Genomic DNA, 21,626 nt, shown 5'->3' with positions numbered 1-21,626 from the left:
TGTTTCTCACGCCTCCTCTGCCGCACGCGCCACGAGCTTCGTCCACGCGGTGACGACGTGCTCGCCCGCCTCGTCGTGGACCTCGCCCCGGATGTCGAGGATGTCGTTGCCGGCGAGCGACTTGACCGCCTCGATGGTGGAGGTGACCGTCAGCCGGTCCCCCGCCCGTACGGGCCTGCTGTACGCGAATTTCTGGTCGCCGTGCACGACGCGGCTGTAGTCGAGCCCGAGCTGCGGGTCGGCGACCACCTCGCCGGCCGCCTTGAACGTGATGGCGAACACAAAAGTCGGCGGGGCGATCACATCGGGGTATCCGAGCGCTTTGGCGGCCTCCGTGTCGGTGAAGACGGGATTCGCATCGCCGATCGCCTCGGCGAACTCGCGGATCTTCTCCCGGCCGACCTCGTACGGTGCGGTGGGCGGATAGGTCCGCCCGACGAAGGACTGGTCGAGCGCCATGTACCCGGTACCTCCTGCTGTCCTGGCTCTGCTGCTGGGTGGTGCTGTGCGTGCCGTGGGGCGACGGTACGCGCCGTGGTGCGGCGGTACGCGCCGGGGGCCGGCGGTGCGTGCCGGGGTGCGGCAGTCACCGGGCCCGGTCCGCCGGACCACGGCCCGCCGGGCCCCGGTGCGCCGGGGCCGGGTCCGCCGGCCCGCGGACGCCTGCCCGCGGACGCCTGCCCCGGTGGCCTGCGGAAACGACACGAGGCCGCCCCCGGTGGGGACGGCCTCGTGTACGAGCCTGTTTCAGCGCGTTTCGCGGTGCGCGGTGTGCGCGTTGCAACGCGGGCAGTGCTTCTTCATCTCAAGACGGTCCGGGTTGTTGCGCCGGTTCTTCTTGGTGATGTAGTTCCGCTCCTTGCACTCCACGCAGGCCAGCGTGATCTTCGGGCGGACGTCGGTGGCAGCCACGTGAGTGCTCCTTGACGGACGGATGGACGGATGGAACGCAGAAAAGAGTAGCCGATCGAAGGACCGACCCCACAATCGGCTACTGGGAGTAGCGGTGACCGGACTTGAACCGGTGACACAGCGATTATGAGCCGCTTGCTCTACCGACTGAGCTACACCGCTTTGATGTATGGATCACCTCACCCGAAGGTGAGGATCTCCCCACACCAGAGCCCCAATACGGAATCGAACCGTAGACCTTCTCCTTACCATGGAGACGCTCTGCCGACTGAGCTATTGGGGCGAGCGATGAAGACATTACACGGTCTGCGGCCGTTCACCCAAATCCGTTCCCGAGGGGTCGCGGACCGGCCCTGAGCGGGCCCCCCGGAGGCCCCGCTCATGGCGCTGACCGGCGGCCGGCGGGCACGGCGCGGACGCCGCGCGTCCCACGCCCGGTACGACTAATGCGCTCCTCCTCGAAGCCGGGACGACGGCGTCCTAGGCTCGCCCTCGCGCCGCGCGATCTTGCCCGCGGACCGGCGCCCCTCCCCGTTCCTCCCTCCTCGCCCCGGGAGCCCGATGTCGTCCGACAGCCAGCAGCCGCGGCCGCCCGAGGGCGCCACCACCGACACCACGGCCCTGCTGCTGTGCGGCGCCCGCCTCGCGGACGGACGGACCGTCGACGTACGGCTCAGCGGCGGGCGCGTCGAGGCCGTCGGCACCCCCGGCAGCCTGGGGGCGCACGGCGCCCGCGTGGACCTCGCCGGGTACCTGCTGCTGCCGGCGCCCGCAGAGCCGCACGCCCACGCCGACACGGCCCTCGGCGCCGACGCGCCCGGGCCGGTCTCGTACGCCGCGGAGGACGTCCAGCGGCGCGCCACGGAGGCGGCGCTGCTGCAGCTGGGGCACGGGGCGACGGCGCTGCGGGCGCACGTGCGGATCGGGGACGTACAGGGGCTGGCGGTACTGGAGGCCGTACTGCAGGCGCGGCGTTCGCTGCGGGGGCTGGTGGACCTGACGACGGTGGCGGTGCCGCGGCTGCTGACGGGTGTGGCGGGGGCGGACGGGCTCGCGATGCTGCGGGACGCGGTGCGGATGGGCGCGTCGGTGGTGGGCGGCCGTCCGGATCTGGACCCGGACCCTGCGGGGTACGCGGAGGCGGTGCTGGAGGTGGCGGCGGAGTACGGCTGCGCCGTGGACCTGCACACCGACGGAGACGACCCGGCGCGGCTGGCGCGGCTGGCGGCGATGGCGGGCGGGCTGCGGACGGGGGTGGCGATCGGGCCGTGCGGGGCGCTGGGGCGGCTGCCGGCGGAGGCGCGGACGCGGGTGGCGGACCGGCTGGCGGCGGCCGGCGTGACGGTGACGTGCCTGCCGCAGGGCGGTTGCGCGGGTACGGAGGTGCGGGGGGTGGCGCCGGTGCGGCTGCTGCGGTCGGCGGGGGTGCGGATCGCGGCGGGCAGCGGCGCCCTGCGGGACGTGGCGAACCCGGTGGGGCGCGGCGATCCGCTGGAGGCGGCGTACCTGCTGGTGTCGCAGGGCGGGCTGCGGCCGGCGGACGCGTACGGGGCGGTGAGCGAGACGGCGCGGGAGGTGATGGGGCTGCCGCCGGTGCGGGTGGAGGCGGGCTTCCCGGCGGAGCTGCTGGCGGTGCGCGGGGAGCGGCTGGCGGGGGTGCTGTCGCTGGCGTACAGCAGGATCGTGGTGCACCGGGGGCGGGTGGTGGCGCGGACGAGCGCGGTGCGGGAGTACTGCGACTCGGCGGCGGCGCTGGAACTGCCCCGGCAGGCCCGGCCCGACGCGCGCCCCTGAGGCATCCGTGGGGTGTCGCGGGCCCGGCCGGGCGCGCGTCGTGGGCGCCGCGGGCGCGCGGGCCGTACGGTCGTGAGCATGCGCATTGTCATCGCTGGAGGACACGGTCGGATCGCGCGGCGCCTGGAGCGCCTGCTGGCGGCGGCCGGGCACGAGGTCGCGGGCATCATCCGGAAGCTGGAGCAGTCGGCCGCGGTACGGGAGGCGGGCGCCGAACCGGTGGTGCTGGACATGGAGTCGGCGTCGCTGGAGATGGTCGCGGCGGTGCTGCAGGGCGCGGACGCGGCGGTCTTCGCGGCGGGCGCGGGACCGGGGAGCGGGGCGGCCCGGAAGGACACGGTGGACCGCGACGCGGCGATCCTGTTCGCCGACGCGGCGGAACGGGCGGGCGTGCGGCGGCACCTGGTGGTGTCGTCGATGGGCGCGGACCCGGCGCACCGGGGCGACGAGGTGTTCGACGCGTACCTGCGCGCGAAGGGCGCGGCGGACGCGCACGTGCGCGGCAAGGACTCGCTGGACTGGACGATCCTGCGCCCCGGCATGCTGACGGACGACGCGGGCACGGGCCTGGTCCGCCTGGAGGCGTCGACGGGCCGCGGCCCGATCCCCCGCGACGACGTGGCGGCTGTCCTGGCCGAGCTCCTGGAGACCCCGGCGACCGCGGGCCTCACCCTGGAACTCGTCTCGGGCAACACCCCGATCCCGGTCGCGGTACGGGGGGTGGCGGGGAACTGAGCCACGGGCCCCGGCGACCGGCCGTCCCGTTGCCCCGCATGCTTCCGCCGTCGGCCGGCGACAGAAGCCGATGGATTGTCAGTGGCGTCTGATGTGATGGAGGTGCTCGTACTCGGGGAGGACGCGAGATGGATAGACGCGATGTGATGGGCCTGCTCGGCAAGCTGGAGCCCGGCAATCGGAGCACAGGTCAGGCGCTACACCGCCCGCTCCTGGTGCTGTGGGCCATCGGTCAGGCCGTGCGGGGAATGCCGCGTTTGCAGCGCTGGTCGGACGTCAGCGCGGCGGTGGGGCCTCTGATCGCGCGGTATGGGGGCGGCAGTAACTACCGTGAGGCGGCCCTGCACCCCTTCTGGGCCCTTCGAGGAAATGACCTCTGGGAAGTCGAGGGCGCGGAAGAGCTGAGTTTGACGAGTGAGGGTCGCCGACCGCGTCTGTCGTCTCTCGACTCGCTGAACCCCCTTGCCGGCCTCCCCGAGCCGGTCTACGAGCGCCTGGTCAAGGACCCGGAGTTGGCGCCCTGGGCGGTGGGCACCTTGTTGCTGCGGTTCTTCACACCGGCGCCTGCCGGCTTGTTGGAGGACCTGGGCTTGACGGGTCTGATGGCAGGGCGCGAGGCGACGGCGCTGCGTCCGCTGATGGGTGAGACCTTTCCCGACCGCAGGGCGATTGCCGATACTTACGGCGGAAACCGAGTCCGCGGCATCACCCCGTTGGGCGACGGCATTCTGACGGTCTTTTCAGACGAGAAGGGGCCGTACGCGGACGGGCGCATACCGGAGACGAACTGGATCGCCTACACCGGTGACGGGCTGTCGGGTGACCAGCAGCTGGTCGGTGGCAACAAGTCCATGGCTGTGTACCAGGAGCAGCAGAGGGCGCTGAGGTACTGGCACCGGCCGTATGGGGGCGAGTGGGCGTTCGAGACGTGGGCGGTCATCGTGCAGCGGTGGCTGCGCTGGGGCACTGGGGAAGACGGCCGGAAGCGGAAGGAGTACGTCTGGGTCCTGGCCCCGGTCCTCTCCCCGCTCCGGGAAACCTGGCCCAGCGCGGTACTTCAGGCGCTCGCGGAGGATGACGGGCGGCTGCACGACGAGACGCTCCATGCCACGCTCGCCGCCGGCGTCGATTCCGGAAACCTCCAACTCGACAACCGTGAGCGATACAGGCGCCTGGCGAAGGCGGCCCGGGTACGGGAGGAAAGCCGCACCCGGCGGTCCTCGCTCACGACGGTTGAACGCTTCCTTCGGTCAACCACCGCCCGGGAGGCGGTGCTGCTGCGCAGTGATGGCCGCTGCGAAAACCCGACCTGCCTTGGGCACCCTCTGGAGCGCACGGACGCGGACGCCCCGCTGCTGGAGGTGGATCACGTGAAGGACCTTGCGCGGGGTGGGCCGGACATCCCCGAGTCGATGATCGCCCTCTGCCCGAACTGTCACGCCCTGAAAACTCGCGGCAGGGGCCGTCGTGAGCTCCAGCAGGTACTGCTGGCCGAGGCCCTCCGCCGCCACAAGGAGTTCCTGAGGTAGGGGCTGTCAGACCCGGGCGGTTGAGCGGAGAGGGCTCGGCCGCCCGGCAGGTGCCGGCCAGGGTTGGGCGGGGGCGCCTGAGGGACTGTCGGTTCAGGTGAGGCCCGGAGGGCCGAGCCAGGCGAGGGGTGTATGACCTTCGTCACGTGCCGCTCAGGGCGGCTGAGGTCCGGGGTGGGGTCGCGGATTGGCGGCCGGGTGCGCGGTGGTTCCTCAGGGGGTGGCGGCGTCGTGACGGGCTTCGCTTGGTTGGGGCAGCACCGTAGCGGTGTCCCTGCCGTGGCCGGCAGGGGCGGGCCGGGAGTCCGCGCGCTCATCTCGCCCAGACGCCCTGGCGAGCCGGGCCAGGCCTGCCCTGCTGACGCAGCGGAACGGCCCCTGTCCTGCGTTTCCGCAGTTCAGGGGCCGTTCGCATCGCGTGGCGGCGCCAGGATTCGAACCTGGGTAGGCTAAGCCGACGGATTTACAGTCCGCTCCCATTGGCCACTCGGGCACACCGCCATGGGATGTCACCTTGAGCGCCTCCTTTCGGCGGTGCTCGCTGGCAACGACGTAAACAATACCTGATCCCAGGGGGTGGTTCGCCACCGGATTTGATCAGCCCTGGGGGTAGGCGGGGGTGGCTAGGCTTGGGGTGGCGGTCGGCGCTGGGCCGCCGCTCACCCACCACCCGAGGCAAGGAGCCACAGGACATGGCCGACTCCAGTTTCGACATCGTCTCGAAGGTCGAGCGGCAGGAGGTCGACAACGCCCTCAACCAGGCGGCGAAGGAGATCTCCCAGCGCTACGACTTCAAGAACGTCGGGGCGTCGATCTCCTGGTCCGGCGACAAGATCCTGATGCAGGCGAACTCCGAGGAGCGGGTCAACGCGATCCTCGACGTCTTCCAGTCCAAGCTGGTGAAGCGCGGCATCTCGCTGAAGGCGCTGGACGCCGGCGAGCCGCAGCTGTCCGGCAAGGAGTACAAGATCTTCGCGACGATCCAGGAGGGCATCTCCCAGGAGAACGCCAAGAAGGTCGCCAAGATCATCCGCGATGAGGGCCCGAAGGGTGTCAAGGCGCAGGTGCAGGGCGAGGAGCTGCGGGTCAGCTCCAAGAGCCGGGACGACCTGCAGGCCGTGATCGCGCTGCTGAAGGGCAAGGACTTCGACTTCGCGCTGCAGTTCGTGAACTACCGCTGACCTGGCCGGTCGGCGAACTTGGCGGGGGCGGGGCGGTCCGGGGACCGGCCCGCCCCCGCTTTGTCCGTCGGTGCCCTCGTGTCGGATTTCCGCCAGCGGTGGGTGGGCGACGGGGCCAGACTGGGGGCATGACGGTGTACGCGCGGCTCGACGGGCCGCTGGGCAGCATGTTGGTGGTGGGCGAGGAGACCCCGGACGGGTCCGCGGCGTTGGCGTCGCTTTCGCTGCCCGGGCAGAAGGGCGCGGTCGCCGTGCGGGACGGATGGCGGCACGCGCCCGGGGCGTTCACCCGCGTCGCCGAGCAGCTGGACGGCTACTTCGCCGGGCGTCTGCGGGCATTCGACCTGCCGCTGGCGCAGGGCGCGGGGACGCCGTTCCAGCGGCGGGTGTGGCAGGCGCTGGAGGAGATCCCATACGGCGCCACCGCCACGTACGGGGAGATCGCGGCGCGCGTCGGGGTGTCCGGCGCGGGCGTGCGGGCCGTGGGGACCGCCATCGGACGCAACCCTCTGCTGGTCGTGCGGCCGTGCCATCGGGTGATCGGGGCGGACGGGACGCTGCGGGGGTACGCGGCGGGGCCGGAGCGCAAGGAGCTGCTGCTCGGCCTGGAGGGTGCGCTCGTACGGTGACGGACGCGCTGTTCCCGCTGGGCCGCGGGCGGGCCGAGGTCGCGCCCGGGGCGGTGCACGTGCCGGGCTGGCTGGGCCTGGAGCGGCAGCGGGAGCTGGTCGAGGCGTGCCGGGCGTGGGCGCGCGGGCCGGTGCCGATCCGCCGCACGGTGCTGCCGGGCGGCGGGGTGATGTCGGTGCGGACCGTGTGCCTGGGCTGGCACTGGCTGCCGTACCGGTACTCGCGGACCGCCGACGATGTGAACGGGGCGCCCGTCGCGCCCTTCCCCGACTGGCTCGGCAACCTCGGCCGGGAGGCCGTCACCGCCGCGTACGGGCAGGACGGCGGCTACCGGCCCGACGCGGCGCTGGTCAACTTCTACGACGGGGACGCCCGCATGGGCATGCACCAGGACCGCGAGGAGCGGTCGGGCGCTCCCGTGGTGTCGCTGAGCATCGGGGACGCCTGCCTCTTCCGCTTCGGCAACACCGAGGGGCGGGGCCGGCCGTACACGGACGTGCGGCTGGAGTCGGGTGACCTGTTCGTCTTCGGCGGGCCGTCGCGCTTCGCCTACCACGGTGTGCCGAAGGTGTATCCGGACACCGGCGATCCCGCGGTGGGGCTGCGCGCCGGGCGGCTGAACATCACGCTGCGGGAGACCGGGCTCGGTGGGGGCGGGTCGGTCACGGGGTGACTCCTGTCGGGGTGGCGTGGGCGTGCAGGCGGCGCGGGGCTCGTGGTGCGGGTGGGGGCCGCGGGGCTGAGTAGGGTGCCGCGCATGGCAGAGACTTTGCGGCGGTCGCTCGGGCTGTTCGACGCGGTCGTGATCGGGCTGGGCTCGATGGTGGGCGCCGGCATCTTCGCGGCGCTCGGTCCCGCCGCCGCGGCCGCCGGGAGCTGGCTCCTGGTGGGGCTGGCGCTGGCGGGCGGCGTCGCGTACTGCAACGCGATGGCGTCGGCGCGGCTGGCCGCGCGCTATCCGGCGTCGGGCGGCACCTATGTGTACGGGCGTGAGCGGCTGGGTCCCTTCTGGGGGTATCTGGCGGGCTGGGCGTTCGTCGTCGGCAAGACCGCTTCGTGCGCGGCGATGGCGCTGACCGTGGGCGTGTACGTGTGGCCGGAGCAGGCGCACGCGGTGGCGGTGGCCGCCGTGGTGGCGCTGACGGCGGTGAACTACGGCGGGGTGCAGAAGTCGGCGCTGGTGACGCGGTCGATCGTGGCGGTGGTCCTGGCGGTGCTGGCGGCCGTGGTGGTGTCCTCCCTCGGGTCGGGTGCGGCGGACGCCGGGCGGCTGGGGCTCGGCGGTGACGCCTCGCCGGGCGGGGTGCTGCAGGCGGCGGGGCTGCTGTTCTTCGCGTTCGCCGGGTACGCCCGGATCGCCACGCTCGGCGAGGAGGTCCGGGACCCGGAGCGGACGATCCCGCGGGCGATTCCGCTGGCGCTGGGTATCGCGCTGGTCGTGTACGTGTGCGTGGCGGTCTCCGTTCTGTCGGTGCTGGGCTCCGGGCGGCTGGGCGGGGCCGCGGCGCCGCTCGCCGAGGCGATGCGGGCGGCCGGGGCCGACGGGATGGTCCCGGTGGTGCGGGCGGGTGCCGCGGTGGCGGCGCTCGGTTCGCTGCTGGCGCTGATCCTGGGCGTGTCGCGGACGACGCTCGCGATGGCGCGGGACGGCCATCTGCCTCGTACGCTCGCCGCCGTCCACCCGCGTTTCCGGGTGCCGCACCACGCGGAGCTGGTGGTGGGGCTGGTCGTCGCGGTGGTGGCGGCCACCGCCGACCTGCGGGGTGCGATCGGCTTCTCGTCGTTCGGTGTGCTGGTGTACTACGCGATCGCCAACGCCTCGGCGTGGACGCTCGACTCGCGGCTGTCGTCGGTGCGGGTCCTGGCGGCCTGCGGGCTGGCCGGCTGCCTGGCGCTGGCCTTCGCGCTGCCGCTGTCGTCGGTCCTGGCGGGCGCGGGCGTGCTCGCCGCGGGCGCCGTGCTGTACGCCGTGCGCGCCGGGTCCGGGAACGGAGACGGGCTGGAGCGGTAGCGGGGTGGCGGTCGGTGCGCGGTGCTCTCCCGTCCGGCCTGCGGCAGCGGGGTGGCGGTCGCTGCAGCGGAGCTCTCCTGGCCGGCCTGGGGCAGCGGTACGAGGGGTCGGGGCCGTCCTCAGGGCCGGTTCGGCCGGGCTGTCGCGGGCGGGGGGGCGCGGCGTGCGGCCGCGTCGTCCCGCCACCCTCATATGCGTACGGCCGCCGAGCGCGCGCGGTGGTCCGGCCACGGGGGCAGGTCGCCCCCGGTGAAGTCCTCCTCGTCCTCGGCGAACCAGCCCGTGCCCTCCAGCCACGCCGTGAGCCACGCGGCGAGGCTCGGCGCCAGGACGTACCAGGCGCGGTCGGCATCGCCCGGGTTGGGCTCGAACAGCAGCACCGTGCCGTCCGGCGAGCGGCAGTCGACGCAGGCGAGCATCGCGCAGCCCAGGTCCGCGACCGGCAGGACGCCCTCCGGCCACGGCCAGTCATCCGGCTCCTCCCCCGCGCCGCGGGCCCGGAACGCCTCGTACCGCGAGACGGCGCCGCGCAGGGGGAACAGGCCGTAGTCGGGGCCGAAGTCACCGTCCCCGATCGTCGTGTGGACGGCCGCGAGCAGTGGGGGCAGGCGGAAGCCCAGGGCGGTCTCGGCGGCTTCGACGTCGGCCGGGGCGACGGGCGGCGGGACGCCGCGCGGCCTGCCGGCCAGGGGACGGGTGCGGGTGGCGGACGCGGCCTTCCCGACACGGCTAAGTAGCTCTGCGTAGTCGGTCATGTGTCCATCATGGGCCACGCCACCGACAACCGGCCGGGCCTGTGGACAACTACCAGCGGCTGGTGAAGGGCTGGTCGGTGGGGACGATCTCCTTGCCCAGCGGGAGCAGGGACACCGGGATCAGCTTGAAGTTGGCGATGCCGAGCGGGATGCCGATGATCGTGAGGCACTGGGCGATGCCCGTGACGACATGGCCGAGCGCCAGCCACCAGCCGGCGAGGAGCAGCCACAGCACATTGCCGACGAAGGACGCGCCGCCCGCGCCGCGGCGGTCCACGACCCTGCGGCCGAAGGGCCAGAGGGCGTAGCCGCCGATGCGGAAGGCGGCCAGGCCGAACGGGATGCCGATGACGGTCACGCAGAGCAGGACGCCGGCGACCAGGTAGCCGAGGAACAGCCACAGGCCGGCGAGTATCAGCCAGATGATGTTGAGGATCGTCTTCACGGGCGGTGACCTGCCATCTGTTCGAGCCGGGCGATCCGTTCCGCCATCGGCGGGTGGGTGGAGAACATCCGGGCCATGCCCTGGCCCGGCCGGAACGGGTTGGCGATCATCATGTGGCTGGCCGTCTCGATGCGCGGCTCGGGCGGCAGCGGCAACTGCCGGGTGCCCGCCTCCAGCTTGCGCAGGGCGCTCGCGAGGGCCAGCGGATCGCCGGTGAGCCGCGCGCCGGAGGCGTCCGCCTCGTACTCGCGGGCGCGGCTGATCGACAGCTGGATGACGGAGGCGGCGATCGGGCCGAGGATCATGATCAGCAGCATGCCGAGGAGGCCGGGGCCCTCTTCGTCGTCCGAGCGGCCGACCGGGATGAGCCAGGCGAAGTTCACCAGGAACACGATCACGGACGCGAGGGCGCCGGCGACCGACGAGATGAGGATGTCCCGGTTGTAGACATGGCTCAGCTCGTGTCCGATGACGCCGCGCAGCTCCCGCTCGTCGAGCAGCCGCAGGATGCCCTCCGTGCAGCACACGGCGGCGTTGCGCGGATTGCGGCCGGTCGCGAACGCGTTGGGGGCCTGGGTGGGCGAGATGTACAGGCGCGGCATCGGCTGCCGGGCCTGCGTGGACAGTTCGCGGACCATCCGGTACAGCTGCGGCGCCTCGAACTCGCTGACCGGGCGGGCCCGCATCGCGCGCAGCGCCAGCTTGTCGCTGTTCCAGTACGCGTACGCGTTGGTCCCGAGGGCGACCAGGACGGCGACGACCAGGCCTGTGCGCCCGAAGAAGCCGCCGATCAGGATGATCAGCGCGGACAGTCCTCCGAGGAGTACGGCGGTCCTGAGCCCGTTGTGCCGGCGGTGCACGGTACGCCCTCCAAGTGGTGCGGCAGGGGAACCCTTCGCTGATGTTGCTCCACTCTCCAGTGGACCCTCCCGTACTGGTCAACGCCAGGCGGGAGTGGCGGGTTCCCCGCCGGGCCGCGGGGCGCCGCGGGGCCGTACGGGTGAGGCGCAGGGAAGGCGGGCGAGGCCGCGGCAAGCCGGTCCGGGCCCCGGCGGGGAGCCCGGACCGGCAGGCGGGTCCGGCGGCGGCCCGTCAGAAGAGGGTGGCCGCCGCGAAGCGGAGGACCCACTGCGGGTAGCCCGACAGCAGGACGCCGACGGCGGCGGTCGCCGCGATGGCCACCGTCACGGGGGTGGGCGCCCGGCGGCGTGCGGCGGCCCTCGCGGGAGCGCCTCCGGGCGCGCCCTCGGCGCTCTCCGCCGCATGCTTCGCCGGGGCGCCCGCAGGGGCGCGGAAGAGGACGGCCGTCCAGCGCAGGTAGTAGTACAGGGCGACGACCACGTTCACGCCCATGACGACGGCGAGCCAGCCGAGACCGGCGTCGACGGCGGAGGCGAAGACGACGACCTTGGCGAACAGGCCGATGACGCCCGGCGGCAGGCCGGCCAGGCACAGCAAGAAGAACGCCATGGCGAGCGCGGTGACCGGCCGGGTCGCGTACAGGCCCCGGTAGTCGGCGATCCGGTTCTCCGGGTGCGTACGGGCGACGAGCGCGGCGACGGCGAAGGCGCCCAGGTTCACCACGGCGTACATCAGCGCGTACGCGACGGTGGCGCCGATCTGCAGGTCGCTGGAGTACGCGGCGGCGGCGACCGGCACCAGCAGGTACCCCGCCTGGCCGACGGAGGACCAGGCCAGGAGGCGGACGGCGCTTCGCGCGCGCGTGGAGACCTGCCGCAGGGCCGCGACATTGCCGACGGTCATGGTGAGCGCGGCGAGCACGGCGAGGGCCGGGCCCCACACGTCGGCGTACGACGGGAACGCGACGACGGTCACGAGGATCAGGCCGGTGAAGCCCACGGCCTTGCCGACGACGGACAGGTACGCGGCGACGGGCAGCGGCGCGCCGACGTAGGTGTCGGGCACCCAGAAGTGGAAGGGCGCGGCGGCCGTCTTGAAGGCGAAGCCGACGAGGGTCAGGGCGACGCCGGCCTTCGCGAGGGTGCCGAGCTGGGCCGGGACGTCGTCGAGCTGCTGGGCGATCTCCGTGAGGTGGAGGGTGCCCGTGGCGGCGTAGACGAAGCTGACGCCGAGCAGGGTGACGGCGGTCGCGGTGACGGAGGACAGGAAGAACTTCAGCGCCGCCTCGCCCGACATGCGGTCGCCGCGCTTGAGGCCGACCAGCGCGAAGGCGGGCAGCGACGCGACCTCCAGGGCGACGACGAGGGTGGCGAGGTCGCGGGAGGCGGGCAGCAGGGCGGCGCCCGCGGCGGAGGACAGCAGCAGGAACCAGAACTCGCCCGCCGGGAGCTCCTTCCTGGTGTCCGTGACGGACAGCAGGGCGGTGAGGAGGGCGCCGCCGAGGACCAGGAGCTGGATGGCGAGGGTGAAGTGGTCGGCGGTGTAGCTGCAGGCGTCGGGGTCCTGCGTGAGGCAGAACGTGGCGCGGTCCCCGGCGCGGAGCGGCAGCAGCGCCAGGAGCGCGGCGGCGAGGCCTGCCGTGGCCGTCCAGGCGAGCAGCGCCTTGCGGGCCGGGGGCAGGAACAGGTCGGCGACGAGGACGGCGAGGGCGACGACGGCGGCGATGGTCGGCGGGGCGACGGCGGCCCAGTCGACGGCCTGCACGAGGTCGCCGCCGGCGGGCGCCGCTGCCAGGGCGGCTCCGTCGGCGGGCGCCGCTGCCAGGGCGGTGGGGGCGGTCACGGCGGGGGCGGTCACGACTTGCCTCCTGCGAGGAGCTGCTGCACGGCCGGGTCGGTGAGGCCGAGGAGGACCGCGGGCCAGAGTCCGGCGAGGACGGTGAGGGCGGCGAGCGGGGTCCAGGCGGCGAACTCGTACGCCTGGACGTCGGCGATCGGCGGCTCGCCGGCGGCGGGCCTGGCGCCCATGCAGACGCGGCGGACGACGACCAGGAGGTACGCGGCGGTGAGCAGCGTGCCGAAGCAGGCGACGGCCGTGTAGGTGAGGAACGCGGGGCGGCTGAGGCCCTCGGCGGGCTGGAACGCGCCGAACATGGCGAGCATCTCGCCCCAGAACCCGGCCAGCCCCGGCAGGCCGAGGGAGGCGACGGCGCCGAAGGCGAGGAGGCCGCCGAGGCGGGGGGCGCGGCCGTACAGGGCCGCGCCGGTCGCGCCGGCGAGGGTGTCGAGGTCGGCCGTCCCGTACCGGTCCTTGATCGCGCCGACGAGGAAGAAGAGGAGGCCGGTGATCAGGCCGTGGGCGATGTTGGCGAAGAGGGCGCCGTTGACTCCGGTCGGGGTCATGGAGGCGATGCCGAGGAGGACGAAGCCCATGTGGCCGACGGAGGAGTAGGCGATCAGGCGCTTCAGGTCGCCCCTGGCGCCGGACCGGGCGAGGGCGAGGCAGGCCAGGGAGCCGTAGATGATCCCGGCGACCGCGAAGGCGGCGAGGTACGGGGCGAAGACGTGCATGCCCTCGGGGGCGATCGGCAGGACGATCCGGACGAATCCATACGTGCCCATCTTGAGCAGGACGCCGGCGAGGAGCACCGAGCCGACGGTCGGGGCGGCCGTGTGGGCGTCGGGCAGCCAGCTGTGCAGCGGCCACATCGGGGTCTTCACGGCCAACCCGATCCCGATCGCCAGAACCGCGATGACCTGCAGTGATGTGCTGAGGTCACGGCCGTTGTCAGTGGCGAGTGCCACCATGTCGAAGGTGCCGGCCTTCAGCCCGACGAGGAGGAGGCCGAGCAGCATCACGACCGAGCCGAGGAGGGTGAAGAGGATGAACTTCCAGGCGGCGGCCTGCCGCCCCTCGCCGCCCCACCGGGCGATCAGGAAGTACATCGGGATGAGCACCATCTCGAAGGCCAGGAAGAACAGCAGCAGGTCGAGGACGGCGAAGGTCGCGAGCGTGCCGGACTCGAGGACGAGGAGCAGCGCGACGAAGCCCTTGGCGGAGGGGCCGGCGGGCCGCTTGAAGTAGCTGTACAGCGCGCAGAGGAAGGTCAGCAGCGCGGTCAGGACCAGGAGGGGGAGTGAGATGCCGTCGACACCGAGGTGGATGCGCACGTCGAGTGCGGGGATCCAGCTGATGTCCGTCGTGGCCTGCATCCTCGACGGCTGGTCGTGGTCGAAGCCCAGGGTGAGCGCGATGGCGGCGGCGAGGACCGCGCCGGTCACGGTCATGCCGTGGCGGAGCACGGCCTGGTCGGGCGACTTCCCCTTCAGCCCGGGCGGGGCGGGCAGGAGGGCCGCCGCGGCGCCGATGAGCGGGCCGGCGACGATGAACGCGAGAAGGAACTGCATCACGGATTCGCTGATATCGATCACGGCTCACGCTCCGGCGGCGACGAGGACGGCGGCGACCGCCAGGACGACGGAACCGGCGAGCAGGACGCTGAGGTAGGTCTGCACATTGCCGGTCTGGGCGCGGCGCACGGCGGCGCCGAGCAGGCCGGTCGTGGTGCCCGCCCCGCGGACGTACGTCTCGACGACCTCCCGGTCGAGGAACCGGACCAGTGAGGCCGCGGCGCGGACCGGGCGGACGAACAGGGCGGTGTAGACGGCGTCCAGGTGGAAGCCGGTGGCGGCGTGCCGGTGGAGCGGGCCGAGGAGGAGCCGTCCCGGGTCGGCCGGGTCGGGCGCGGAGGCGATGGAGCCGTACGCCGGGGTGTGGGTGGCGATGGCCTCGGCCTCGGAGACGGCCGGTTCGGCTTCGGGGTGGGCGGCGACGGCACCGATCGGTACGTGCGCGGCGCGGGCGGTGGCCCGGCGCCAGGCGGCGTAGGTGACCAGGCCGCCGATGAGGGCGAGGCCCGTGCCGAGGACCGCGGTGGTGGTGGTCGGGGTGAGGGCGTTGCCGTCGAACCAGTCGTCGAGGGAGGTGACGGTCAGGCCGAACGCGAGGGAGGGCACGGCGAGCACCCACAGGACGGCGTTCATGGCGGCGGGCTGCCGGCCGTGGTCGGGGGCCTCGGCGCCCTTGCCGTGGAAGGCGAGCAGCCACAGGCGGGCCGCGTAGGCGGCGGTGAGGAGGGCCGTGGCCAGTCCGGCGGCGAGGACGATCCAGCCGGCGCCGGCCGGGGCGACGTCCCGGTCGCCGAGGGCGGTGTGCTCGGCGGCGACGAGGACGGCTTCCTTGGAGAAGAAGCCGGCGAACGGGGGGATGGCGGCGAGCGCGAGGAGGGCGACCGTCATCGTCCAGTACGCGTCGGGGATGCGCCGGGCGAGGCCGCTCATACGGGACATGGCGGCGAGCGAGTTGGTGCCGGCGGCGTGGATGATCACGCCGGCGGCGAGGAACAGCAGCGCCTTGAACGCGCCGTGCGACAGGAGGTGGAAGACGGCGGCGCCGCGGTCGCCGACGGCGAGAGCGCCGGACATGTAGCCGAGCTGGCCGATGGTCGAGTAGGCGAGGACGCGCTTGATGTCGTCCTGGGCGAGCGCGGCGAGGGCCGAGCCGACCATGGTGAGCGCGGCCATCACGGCGAGGACGGTCATCGCCGCGGCGGAGGCGGCGAAGACGGGGAGGAGGCGCGCGATGAAGTAGACACCGGCGGCGACCATCGTCGCGGCGTGGATGAGCGCGGAGACCGGCGTGGGGCCGGCCATCGCGTCGGGGAGCCAGGTGTGCAGCGGGAACTGGGCGGACTTGCCCGCGACCCCGGCGAGGAGCAGCAGCGCCACGACGGTCGGGTGGTCGAGGCCGCCCGCCGCGACGGAGCCGAGGACACCGGTGATCCGGAAGGTGCCGGCGTCGGCGGCCAGCGCGAACAGGCCGATGAGGAACGGGACGTCGCCGAGCTTGGTGACGAGGAACGCCTTCAGGGAGGCGGCCCGCGCCTCGGGGGTCTCCCAGTAGTGGCCGACGAGGAAGTACGAGCAGATGCCCATGACCTCCCAGCCGACCAGCAGCACCATCAGGTCGCCGGAGTAGACGACGAGCAGCATCGCGGAGGTGAAGAGGGAGACGAGCGCCGCGTACGAGGGGTAGCGGGGGTCGTCGCGCAGATAGCCGGTGGAGTAGATCTGCACGCAGGTGGCGACGACGCCGACGAGTACGGCGGTGAGGGCGGCGAACCCGTCGATGTGGAGGGCCAGCTCGATCGGGACGGAGCCGGTCGGGGTGAGCTGGGTCGCGGCGTCGACGGCCTTCCCGCCGCCCTGCCGTACGGCGACGAGGACGGCGAGGACGAGCGCGGCGAGCGTCGGCAGGACGGCGAGGGGGCGCACGAAGCCGGGCGCGGTGCGGCCGGTGAGGAGGCCGGCGGCGGCGCCCAGGAACGGGAGGAGGGGGACGAGGACGGCGAGGGTCGTGGTGGTCACGCGGTGGCCTCAGCCTTCTTGCCGGTCGTCTGCTCGTGGGCGGCCCGGTCGTCCGCCCGGTCGTCGGGGGCCTCGTCGGTGTCGGGGTCCGGGCCGCCGCCGGGGGGCTCGGTGTTGTCGCGGAGCCGGTCGATGTCGGCGGTGCCCCGGTTCCGGTACACCATCAGCACGATCGCGAGGCCGATGCCGATCTCGGCGGCGGCGATGGCGATGGTGAAGAGGGTCAGCGCCTGGCCGGCGTGGAGGGTGTCGCGGAGCCAGACGTCGAAGGCGACGAGGTTGAGGTTGACGGCGTTGAGCATCAGCTCGACGGACATCAGGACGAGGATGGCGTTGCGGCGGGCGAGGACGCCGTACAGGCCGGTGCAGAAGAGGAGCACGGCGAGGACCGCCGGGTAGGCGAGGTGCATCAGCGGGTGCCCTCCGTGTCCGTGCCGGCCTTCTTGCCGCCGCCGGCCCCGTTGCCCGTGGCGGCGGCGCCGGCCCTGCCGGGCGTGTCGGCCTCGTCGGCCGGGTCGGCCTTGCGGGACAGGACGATCGCGCCGACGAGCGCGGCGAGGAGGAGGACGGAGAGCGCCTCGAAGGGGAGGACCCAGTTCCGGAAGAGCATCTCGCCGGAGACGCGGGTGGTGCCCTGGGCGGGACCGTCGAGGTCGATCCAGGTCGTGCGGAAGGCGTCCACGACGACCCACACGAGGGCGGCCGCGGCGGCGACGGCCACGACGAGCGCGGCGGGCCGGTTGCCCGAGTCCGCGTCCGGGGAGCGGCCGATGGGCGCCTTGGTGAGCATGAGGCCGAAGAGGAGGAGGACGACGACGGAGCCGACGTAGATGAGGACCTGCACCCAGGCGATGAACTCGGCGGTGAGCAGCAGGTACTCGACGGCGATCCCGCCGAGGGCGACGACCAGCCAGAGGGCGGCGTGGACCAGCTGGCGGGTGGTCACGGTGACGACGGCGGCGGCGAGGGTGACGACGCCGACGAGGAGGAACGCGATCTCCGTGCCGGTGGGCGAGAGGAAGCCGGGTGCGGCGAGGTGCGACAGGGCGGGCGCCGTGGCGGGCGTCATGCGGTGTCTCCCTCGCTGTCGGCGGGCGGGTTGGCGGGCCGGCCGGACGCCGCCTCTCCGGGGGCGGACTGTCCGGGCGCCGCCTCTCCGGGGGCGGACTGCTCGGGGGCGGACTGCTCGGCGGCGGCTTGCTCGGCGGCTGCCTGTTCGGCGGCGCGCTGGGCGGCGAGCTTGTCGGCCGTCTTGCGGGCGGCGGCCAGTTCCTTCGGCTCCTCCGCGCCCGGGTCCAGGGCGGGCGGCTCCGGGACGGTCCACATCCACTCGCGGAGCTTGTCCCGCTCGTGCGTGAGGTCGCGGATGTCGGTCTCCGCGTACTCGAACTCCGGCGACCAGAACAGCGCGTCGAAGGGGCACACCTCGATGCAGATACCGCAGTACATGCAGAGGGCGAAGTCGATGGCGAAGCGGTCGAGGACGTTGCGGCTGCGCTCGCGGCCGCCGGGCGCGGCGGGCGGCACCGTCTCCTTGTGGGAGTCGATGTAGATGCACCAGTCGGGGCACTCGCGGGCGCAGAGCATGCAGACCGTGCAGTTCTCCTCGAACAGGCCGATCACGCCTCGGGTGCGGGGCGGGAGCTCGGGCTGCACGTCGGGGTACTGCGCGGTGTGGCTCCGCTTCGTCATCGTCCGCAGCGTGACGGCCAGGCCCTTGGCGAGACCGGAGCCGGGGATCGGAGGCATTACTGGATCACCACCTTGACGAAGCCGGTGAGGGCGATCTGGGCGAGGGCGAGCGGCACGAGCGTGGTCCAGGCGAGCTTCTGCAGCTGGTCCTCGCGCAGCCGCGGGTAGCTCACGCGCAGCCAGATCACGACGAAGGCGAGCACGGCCGTCTTCAGCAGCGTCCACACCCAGCCCAGGCCGTCGGCGCCGAACGGGCCGTGCCAGCCGCCCAGGAACAGGACGGTGGTCAGACCGCACAGCACGACGATGCCCGCGTACTCGGCAAGCAGGAACAGGGCGAAGCGCAGTCCGGTGTACTCGGTGTACGCGCCGAAGATGATCTCCGAGTCGGCGACCGGCATGTCGAACGGCGGGCGCTGCAGCTCGGCGAGGCCCGCGACGAAGAACACCAGCGCGCCGACGATCTGCCAGGGCAGCCACCACCACTCGAACGCGTCGAGGATGCCCGGCAGCGACACGGTGCCGGCCGCCATCGCGACGGACGCGGCGGCCAGCAGCATCGGCAGCTCGTACGCGAGCAGCTGCGCGGCGGTGCGCAGGCCGCCCAGCAGGGAGAACTTGTTCGCGGACGCCCAGCCCGCCATCAGCGAGCCGAGCACGCCCACGCCCATGACGGCGAGGACGAAGAAGATGCCCGCGTCGACCACCACGCCGACCGCGCCCTCACCGGGGCCGATCGGGATGGCGACGAGGACGAGGAGGTACGGGAGGAGGGCGACGGCCGGGGCGAGCTGGAAGATGCGGCGGTCGGCGTTGGCCGGGACCACGTCCTCCTTCTGCGCGAACTTCACGCCGTCCGCGACGAGCTGCGCCCAGCCGTGGAAGCCGCCCGCGTACATGGGGCCCAGGCGGCCCTGCATGTGCGCCATCACCTTGTGCTCGGTCTGGCCCACGACGAGGGGCAGGACCAGGAACACGGCGAAGACGACGACCAGGCGGAGGGCGACGTCGAGTACGTCGTTCACGCGTCGTCTCCTTCGGTTCCTTCGGTTCCTTCGGTTCCTTCGGGGCCTCGGGTTCCTTCGGGGCCTTGGGCGTCTCGGGGCTTCCGGGCCCGGGGGCCGGCGGGCCCTGCGGGTTCCGCAGGCGCGGCGGGCTCCGCGGGCTCCGCAGGCGCGGCGGGCTCCGAAGGCCCTGCGGGCTCCGAAGGCGCGGCGGCCTCCGCAGGCGCGGCGGGCTCCGAAGGCCCTGCGGGCTCGGCGGGCTCCGTGGGCTCGGCGGGGTCGTCGAAGGCCGGGCGCGGGTTGTTCCACGGGGCGTCCGCGCTGCGGGTGCGCGGAGGCGCCGCCGGGGCGGGCCGCCCGGGTGCCGGTGCCTCCGGCGGGGCGGCGGCCTCGCGCTGGGAGGCCGAGCCCTCGCCCGCGGAACGGCTGCGGCGCTGGGTGGCCGAACCCTCGCCCGCCGTACGGGTACGGCGCGGGCGCGGCGTCCCCGCACCCGGAGCCGCCCCGGTGTCCGGGGTCCCGGCAGCCGCCGCCCCGGCGGCGGGAGCCTCCGGAGCCGCACCGGCGGCGGCCGTACCGGCGGCGGGAGCCGTACCGGTGGCCGGGGGCTCGGTGGGGGCGGGCGCCGTCTGGCTGGCCGAGCCCTGGCTCGCCGTACGGGTCCGGCGCGGGCGCTCGACTGCACCACCGGCGCCACCGGCACCCGCCGCACCCGCGCGTCCCGCACGCGCCGGGCGGGCCGGGGCGGGCGGGAGCTGGCCCTTCAGCGGGCCCCAGTCGTTCGGGTCGGGCACGCCGGGCGGCAGCATCTGGCGCCGCTTCGGGCCGCCGTGCTCCGACTCGCCCGGCTCCTTGGCGCCCGGCCACGCCTTGGCGACGCGGGCGGCCAGCACGAAGTCCTTGCGCAGCGGGTGGCCCTCGAAGTTGTCGGGGAGCAGCAGGTGCGCCGGGTTGGGGTGGCCCTCGAAGACCACGCCGAACATCTCGGCGGTCTCCCGCTCGTGCCAGGCGGCGCCCGCGTACACGCCCACGGCCGTCGGCAGGACGGCGGTGTCGTGCGGGACCGTCGTCCGCAGCAGGAGGCGGCGCACACGGCCGCCCTCCAGGGACGCGACATGGGCGCAGACGTGGAAGCCCGTGCCGGGCTCGTCCACGGCGCTCAGCCAGTCGAAGTAGGTGCAGCCCAGGGTGTCGCGCGCGGTCTCCAGCGCGGTGATCCAGGAGGCGGCGGGCACGTCGACGGTCAGGAGGTCGTACGCGTGCCCGGCGGTGGCGTCGGCGCCGAAGAGGTCGGCGGCCCCGTCGGGGAGGCGGTCGAACGCCTCCGGGTCGTACGCGCTCGTGCGCGCGTGGGTGTCGCGGGTGGTCACCGTGGATCGCCTCCCGGAGCGGGCGGCGGGGTGACGAGGCCGCTGCGCAGCGCGGTGGCGGAGGGCCTGGACGTGGCGCCGTTCCCGTACCGCTCGTGCAGGGACTCGCGGGCGATCTTCTCCTGGAGCTTCAGGATGCCCTGGAGGAGCGCCTCGGGCCGGGGCGGGCAGCCCGGGACGTACACGTCGACGGGGATGATCTGGTCGACGCCCTTGGTGACGGAGTACGAGTCCCAGTAGGGCCCGCCGCAGTTGGAGCAGGCGCCGAAGGAGATCACGTACTTCGGTTCGGGCATCTGCTCGTACAGCCGCTTCACCGCGGGCGCCATCTTGTCGGTGACCGTGCCGGACACGACCATCAGGTCGGCCTGGCGCGGGCCGGGCGCGAAGGGGATCACGCCGAGCCGGATGAAGTCGTGGCGGGCCATCGACGCGGCGATGAACTCGATGGCGCAGCAGGCGAGCCCGAAGTTGAAGACCCACAGGCTGTAGCGGCGGCCCCAGTTGAGGACCACCTTCATCGGCTCGGGCGCGAGCCGGGACAGGAGGCCCAGCTTCTGCGGCTCGGGCAGCGGCACCGGTACCGGCGCCTGCTCGGACGGCCGTACCGGATCGGGCAGCGGCACCGGCTGGGACGGAGTCACGTCCATGTCAGGACGCCCTTCTTGTACGCGTAGAGCAGTCCCACGGCCAGGAAGCCGAGGAAGATGAACATCTCGACCAGCGTGGTCGCCCCGTACCCCGCCTCGGCGAAGACGGTCGCCCACGGGAAGAGGAAGATCGAGTCGACCGCGAAGATGACGTAGAGGAAGGCGTAGACGTAGTAGCGGACCTGGGTGTGGGCCCAGCCCTCCCCCACCGGGTCGACGCCGCACTCGTACGTCAGGAGCTTCTCCGGCGTCGGCACGACGGGCCGCAGCAGCCGCCCGGCGGCGAACGCGACCGCGACGAAGAGCACGCCGAGCACGGCGAGGAGTCCGACGGCCGAGTAGCTCTGGAAGTAGTCGGCCGCGAGTCCGGTCTGTTCCGGCACGTCCGTCCCTCTCTCTTCCTGCCCCCGCGGGCGCCGGTCCGGCGATCCGGCGATCTGTACGCACGGGAGTCTAGGCCCTGGCAAAGGCCGGGTAATCAGCCGTGCCCGGCCCGGGGGTGGGGTTATCCCCACCGGGCGCCACCCATGTACCCCATGGCGCCGCCGGGTCACGGACCGGCAGGCTTGGCGCCATGACCACGTACAGCGACCGGCCGGGCCCGGCCTCCTCCTCCCGCACGGCGGCGTCC

Annotated in this window: 22 protein-coding genes and 3 tRNA genes; 7 read left to right on the top strand and 18 right to left on the bottom strand. The window is 73.5% G+C overall.

Translation table 11 applies throughout. The features are described 5' to 3' along the window. Positions 1 to 6: 6 nt before the first annotated feature. From ACSUPT_RS17735 to ACSUPT_RS17720, 4 genes are all read right to left on the bottom strand, one after another. Positions 7 to 459, bottom strand: coding sequence for a MaoC family dehydratase N-terminal domain-containing protein (locus ACSUPT_RS17735; protein ID WP_351963272.1), 453 nt, complete (start codon positions 457 to 459; stop codon positions 7 to 9). A gap of 288 nt (positions 460 to 747) precedes the next feature. After that, entirely contained in the window at positions 748 to 912 is a 165-nt protein-coding gene (rpmG, locus tag ACSUPT_RS17730; RefSeq protein ID WP_003948671.1) for a 50S ribosomal protein L33, read from the bottom strand. 89 nt (positions 913 to 1,001) lie between these two features. Beyond that, a tRNA-Met gene (locus ACSUPT_RS17725) sits at positions 1,002 to 1,074 on the bottom strand. Positions 1,075 to 1,122: 48 nt separating this feature from the next. After that, positions 1,123 to 1,195, bottom strand: a tRNA-Thr gene (locus ACSUPT_RS17720). A gap of 278 nt (positions 1,196 to 1,473) precedes the next feature. Here ACSUPT_RS17720 and ACSUPT_RS17715 point away from each other — a divergent pair. The 3 genes from ACSUPT_RS17715 (at position 1,474) to ACSUPT_RS17705 (ending at position 4,970) form a co-directional block, all read left to right on the top strand. Further along, entirely contained in the window at positions 1,474 to 2,706 is a 1,233-nt protein-coding gene (locus tag ACSUPT_RS17715; RefSeq protein ID WP_399217040.1) for an amidohydrolase family protein, read from the top strand. A gap of 78 nt (positions 2,707 to 2,784) precedes the next feature. Continuing rightward, complete coding sequence (locus tag ACSUPT_RS17710) at positions 2,785 to 3,441, top strand: SDR family oxidoreductase (RefSeq protein ID WP_361658161.1); 657 nt, start codon at positions 2,785 to 2,787, stop codon at positions 3,439 to 3,441. A 128-nt stretch (positions 3,442 to 3,569) separates the two neighbouring features. Then, on the top strand, positions 3,570 to 4,970 hold the full coding sequence (locus ACSUPT_RS17705) for an HNH endonuclease signature motif containing protein (protein ID WP_436944914.1): 1,401 nt from the start codon (positions 3,570 to 3,572) through the stop codon (positions 4,968 to 4,970). Positions 4,971 to 5,389: 419 nt separating this feature from the next. On the opposite strand, the gene ACSUPT_RS17700 is transcribed toward ACSUPT_RS17705, so the two are convergent. After that, positions 5,390 to 5,471: transfer RNA gene (locus ACSUPT_RS17700), tRNA-Tyr, on the bottom strand. Positions 5,472 to 5,662: 191 nt separating this feature from the next. Here ACSUPT_RS17700 and ACSUPT_RS17695 point away from each other — a divergent pair. The 4 genes from ACSUPT_RS17695 (at position 5,663) to ACSUPT_RS17680 (ending at position 8,792) form a co-directional block, all read left to right on the top strand. After that, positions 5,663 to 6,151, top strand: a complete 489-nt coding sequence (locus tag ACSUPT_RS17695; RefSeq protein WP_351963268.1) for a YajQ family cyclic di-GMP-binding protein — start codon at positions 5,663 to 5,665, stop codon at positions 6,149 to 6,151. Between the two features lie 128 nt (positions 6,152 to 6,279). Further along, positions 6,280 to 6,780 (top strand): methylated-DNA--[protein]-cysteine S-methyltransferase, encoded by a 501-nt coding sequence (locus tag ACSUPT_RS17690; RefSeq protein ID WP_436944912.1) that lies wholly within the window; start codon positions 6,280 to 6,282, stop codon positions 6,778 to 6,780. After that, a complete protein-coding gene (locus tag ACSUPT_RS17685) occupies positions 6,777 to 7,454 on the top strand; it encodes an alpha-ketoglutarate-dependent dioxygenase AlkB family protein (RefSeq protein ID WP_436944911.1) in 678 nt (225 codons plus the stop codon). Before ACSUPT_RS17690 ends, ACSUPT_RS17685 begins: the two co-directional genes overlap by 4 nt. Before the next feature lie 84 nt (positions 7,455 to 7,538). After that, the gene (locus ACSUPT_RS17680; protein WP_361658149.1) at positions 7,539 to 8,792 is read left to right on the top strand and encodes an APC family permease; all 1,254 of its coding nucleotides are present in this window, start codon (positions 7,539 to 7,541) and stop codon (positions 8,790 to 8,792) included. Positions 8,793 to 8,980: 188 nt separating this feature from the next. Here the strand turns inward: ACSUPT_RS17680 and ACSUPT_RS17675 are convergent, their stop codons facing one another. The 13 genes from ACSUPT_RS17675 to ACSUPT_RS17615 form a co-directional block, all read right to left on the bottom strand. After that, positions 8,981 to 9,547 carry an SMI1/KNR4 family protein gene (locus tag ACSUPT_RS17675; protein ID WP_436944909.1) on the bottom strand — a complete coding sequence of 189 codons (567 nt, stop codon included), beginning with the start codon at positions 9,545 to 9,547 and terminating at the stop codon, positions 8,981 to 8,983. Positions 9,548 to 9,596: 49 nt separating this feature from the next. Next, positions 9,597 to 9,992: a YccF domain-containing protein gene (locus ACSUPT_RS17670; RefSeq protein WP_361658143.1), complete on the bottom strand. Its 396-nt coding sequence runs from the start codon at positions 9,990 to 9,992 to the stop codon at positions 9,597 to 9,599. Continuing rightward, positions 9,989 to 10,852, bottom strand: coding sequence for a zinc metalloprotease HtpX (htpX, locus tag ACSUPT_RS17665; RefSeq protein ID WP_351963262.1), 864 nt, complete (start codon positions 10,850 to 10,852; stop codon positions 9,989 to 9,991). The genes ACSUPT_RS17670 and htpX overlap by 4 nt, the downstream gene beginning before the upstream one ends. Positions 10,853 to 11,084: 232 nt before the next feature. Continuing rightward, the gene (locus ACSUPT_RS17660) at positions 11,085 to 12,677 is read right to left on the bottom strand and encodes an NADH-quinone oxidoreductase subunit N (protein ID WP_436946228.1); all 1,593 of its coding nucleotides are present in this window, start codon (positions 12,675 to 12,677) and stop codon (positions 11,085 to 11,087) included. Positions 12,678 to 12,706: 29 nt separating this feature from the next. Then, entirely contained in the window at positions 12,707 to 14,260 is a 1,554-nt protein-coding gene (locus ACSUPT_RS17655) for an NADH-quinone oxidoreductase subunit M (protein ID WP_436946227.1), read from the bottom strand. Between the two features lie 27 nt (positions 14,261 to 14,287). Then, positions 14,288 to 16,279 carry an NADH-quinone oxidoreductase subunit 5 family protein gene (locus ACSUPT_RS17650; RefSeq protein WP_361658140.1) on the bottom strand — a complete coding sequence of 664 codons (1,992 nt, stop codon included), beginning with the start codon at positions 16,277 to 16,279 and terminating at the stop codon, positions 14,288 to 14,290. Then, positions 16,276 to 16,689, bottom strand: a complete 414-nt coding sequence (gene nuoK, locus ACSUPT_RS17645) for an NADH-quinone oxidoreductase subunit NuoK (RefSeq protein ID WP_351963260.1) — start codon at positions 16,687 to 16,689, stop codon at positions 16,276 to 16,278. The genes ACSUPT_RS17650 and nuoK overlap by 4 nt, the downstream gene beginning before the upstream one ends. After that, the gene (locus ACSUPT_RS17640; protein WP_436944906.1) at positions 16,689 to 17,348 is read right to left on the bottom strand and encodes an NADH-quinone oxidoreductase subunit J family protein; all 660 of its coding nucleotides are present in this window, start codon (positions 17,346 to 17,348) and stop codon (positions 16,689 to 16,691) included. The genes nuoK and ACSUPT_RS17640 overlap by 1 nt, the downstream gene beginning before the upstream one ends. Further along, complete coding sequence (locus tag ACSUPT_RS17635; protein WP_361658131.1) at positions 17,345 to 18,028, bottom strand: NuoI/complex I 23 kDa subunit family protein; 684 nt, start codon at positions 18,026 to 18,028, stop codon at positions 17,345 to 17,347. The genes ACSUPT_RS17640 and ACSUPT_RS17635 overlap by 4 nt, the downstream gene beginning before the upstream one ends. Then, positions 18,028 to 18,996 (bottom strand): complex I subunit 1/NuoH family protein, encoded by a 969-nt coding sequence (locus ACSUPT_RS17630; RefSeq protein ID WP_436944904.1) that lies wholly within the window; start codon positions 18,994 to 18,996, stop codon positions 18,028 to 18,030. Before ACSUPT_RS17630 ends, ACSUPT_RS17635 begins: the two co-directional genes overlap by 1 nt. Continuing rightward, positions 18,993 to 20,345: an NADH-quinone oxidoreductase subunit C gene (locus ACSUPT_RS17625; RefSeq protein WP_436944903.1), complete on the bottom strand. Its 1,353-nt coding sequence runs from the start codon at positions 20,343 to 20,345 to the stop codon at positions 18,993 to 18,995. Before ACSUPT_RS17625 ends, ACSUPT_RS17630 begins: the two co-directional genes overlap by 4 nt. Further along, positions 20,342 to 20,995: an NADH-quinone oxidoreductase subunit B gene (locus ACSUPT_RS17620; RefSeq protein ID WP_361658125.1), complete on the bottom strand. Its 654-nt coding sequence runs from the start codon at positions 20,993 to 20,995 to the stop codon at positions 20,342 to 20,344. The genes ACSUPT_RS17625 and ACSUPT_RS17620 overlap by 4 nt, the downstream gene beginning before the upstream one ends. Beyond that, positions 20,986 to 21,378 carry an NADH-quinone oxidoreductase subunit A gene (locus ACSUPT_RS17615; RefSeq protein WP_351963254.1) on the bottom strand — a complete coding sequence of 131 codons (393 nt, stop codon included), beginning with the start codon at positions 21,376 to 21,378 and terminating at the stop codon, positions 20,986 to 20,988. The genes ACSUPT_RS17620 and ACSUPT_RS17615 overlap by 10 nt, the downstream gene beginning before the upstream one ends. Positions 21,379 to 21,626 lie beyond the last annotated feature (248 nt).

Origin of the sequence: Streptomyces sp. SudanB25_2051 (genome assembly GCF_964272635.1) — a bacterium.
Classification (GTDB): Bacteria; Actinomycetota; Actinomycetes; order Streptomycetales; family Streptomycetaceae; genus Streptomyces.
The sequence above is the reverse complement of the archived record's forward strand: the minus strand, read 5'-3'. Positions and strand labels throughout refer to the sequence as shown.

Bases quoted from the DNA above. Each gene is read 5' to 3' on its own strand.
- ACSUPT_RS17735 (WP_351963272.1), bottom strand. From the start codon at position 459: ATGGCGCTCGACCAGTCCTTCGTCGGGCGGACCTATCCGCCCACCGCA.
- ACSUPT_RS17715 (WP_399217040.1), top strand. From the start codon at position 1,474: ATGTCGTCCGACAGCCAGCAGCCGCGGCCGCCCGAGGGCGCCACCACC.
- ACSUPT_RS17710 (WP_361658161.1), top strand. From the start codon at position 2,785: ATGCGCATTGTCATCGCTGGAGGACACGGTCGGATCGCGCGGCGCCTG.
- ACSUPT_RS17705 (WP_436944914.1), top strand. From the start codon at position 3,570: ATGGATAGACGCGATGTGATGGGCCTGCTCGGCAAGCTGGAGCCCGGC.
- ACSUPT_RS17695 (WP_351963268.1), top strand. From the start codon at position 5,663: ATGGCCGACTCCAGTTTCGACATCGTCTCGAAGGTCGAGCGGCAGGAG.
- ACSUPT_RS17690 (WP_436944912.1), top strand. From the start codon at position 6,280: ATGACGGTGTACGCGCGGCTCGACGGGCCGCTGGGCAGCATGTTGGTG.
- ACSUPT_RS17680 (WP_361658149.1), top strand. From the start codon at position 7,539: ATGGCAGAGACTTTGCGGCGGTCGCTCGGGCTGTTCGACGCGGTCGTG.
- ACSUPT_RS17675 (WP_436944909.1), bottom strand. From the start codon at position 9,547: ATGACCGACTACGCAGAGCTACTTAGCCGTGTCGGGAAGGCCGCGTCC.
- ACSUPT_RS17655 (WP_436946227.1), bottom strand. From the start codon at position 14,260: ATGCAGTTCCTTCTCGCGTTCATCGTCGCCGGCCCGCTCATCGGCGCC.
- nuoK (WP_351963260.1), bottom strand. From the start codon at position 16,689: ATGCACCTCGCCTACCCGGCGGTCCTCGCCGTGCTCCTCTTCTGCACC.
- ACSUPT_RS17640 (WP_436944906.1), bottom strand. From the start codon at position 17,348: ATGACGCCCGCCACGGCGCCCGCCCTGTCGCACCTCGCCGCACCCGGC.
- ACSUPT_RS17635 (WP_361658131.1), bottom strand. From the start codon at position 18,028: ATGCCTCCGATCCCCGGCTCCGGTCTCGCCAAGGGCCTGGCCGTCACG.
- ACSUPT_RS17620 (WP_361658125.1), bottom strand. From the start codon at position 20,995: ATGGACGTGACTCCGTCCCAGCCGGTGCCGCTGCCCGATCCGGTACGG.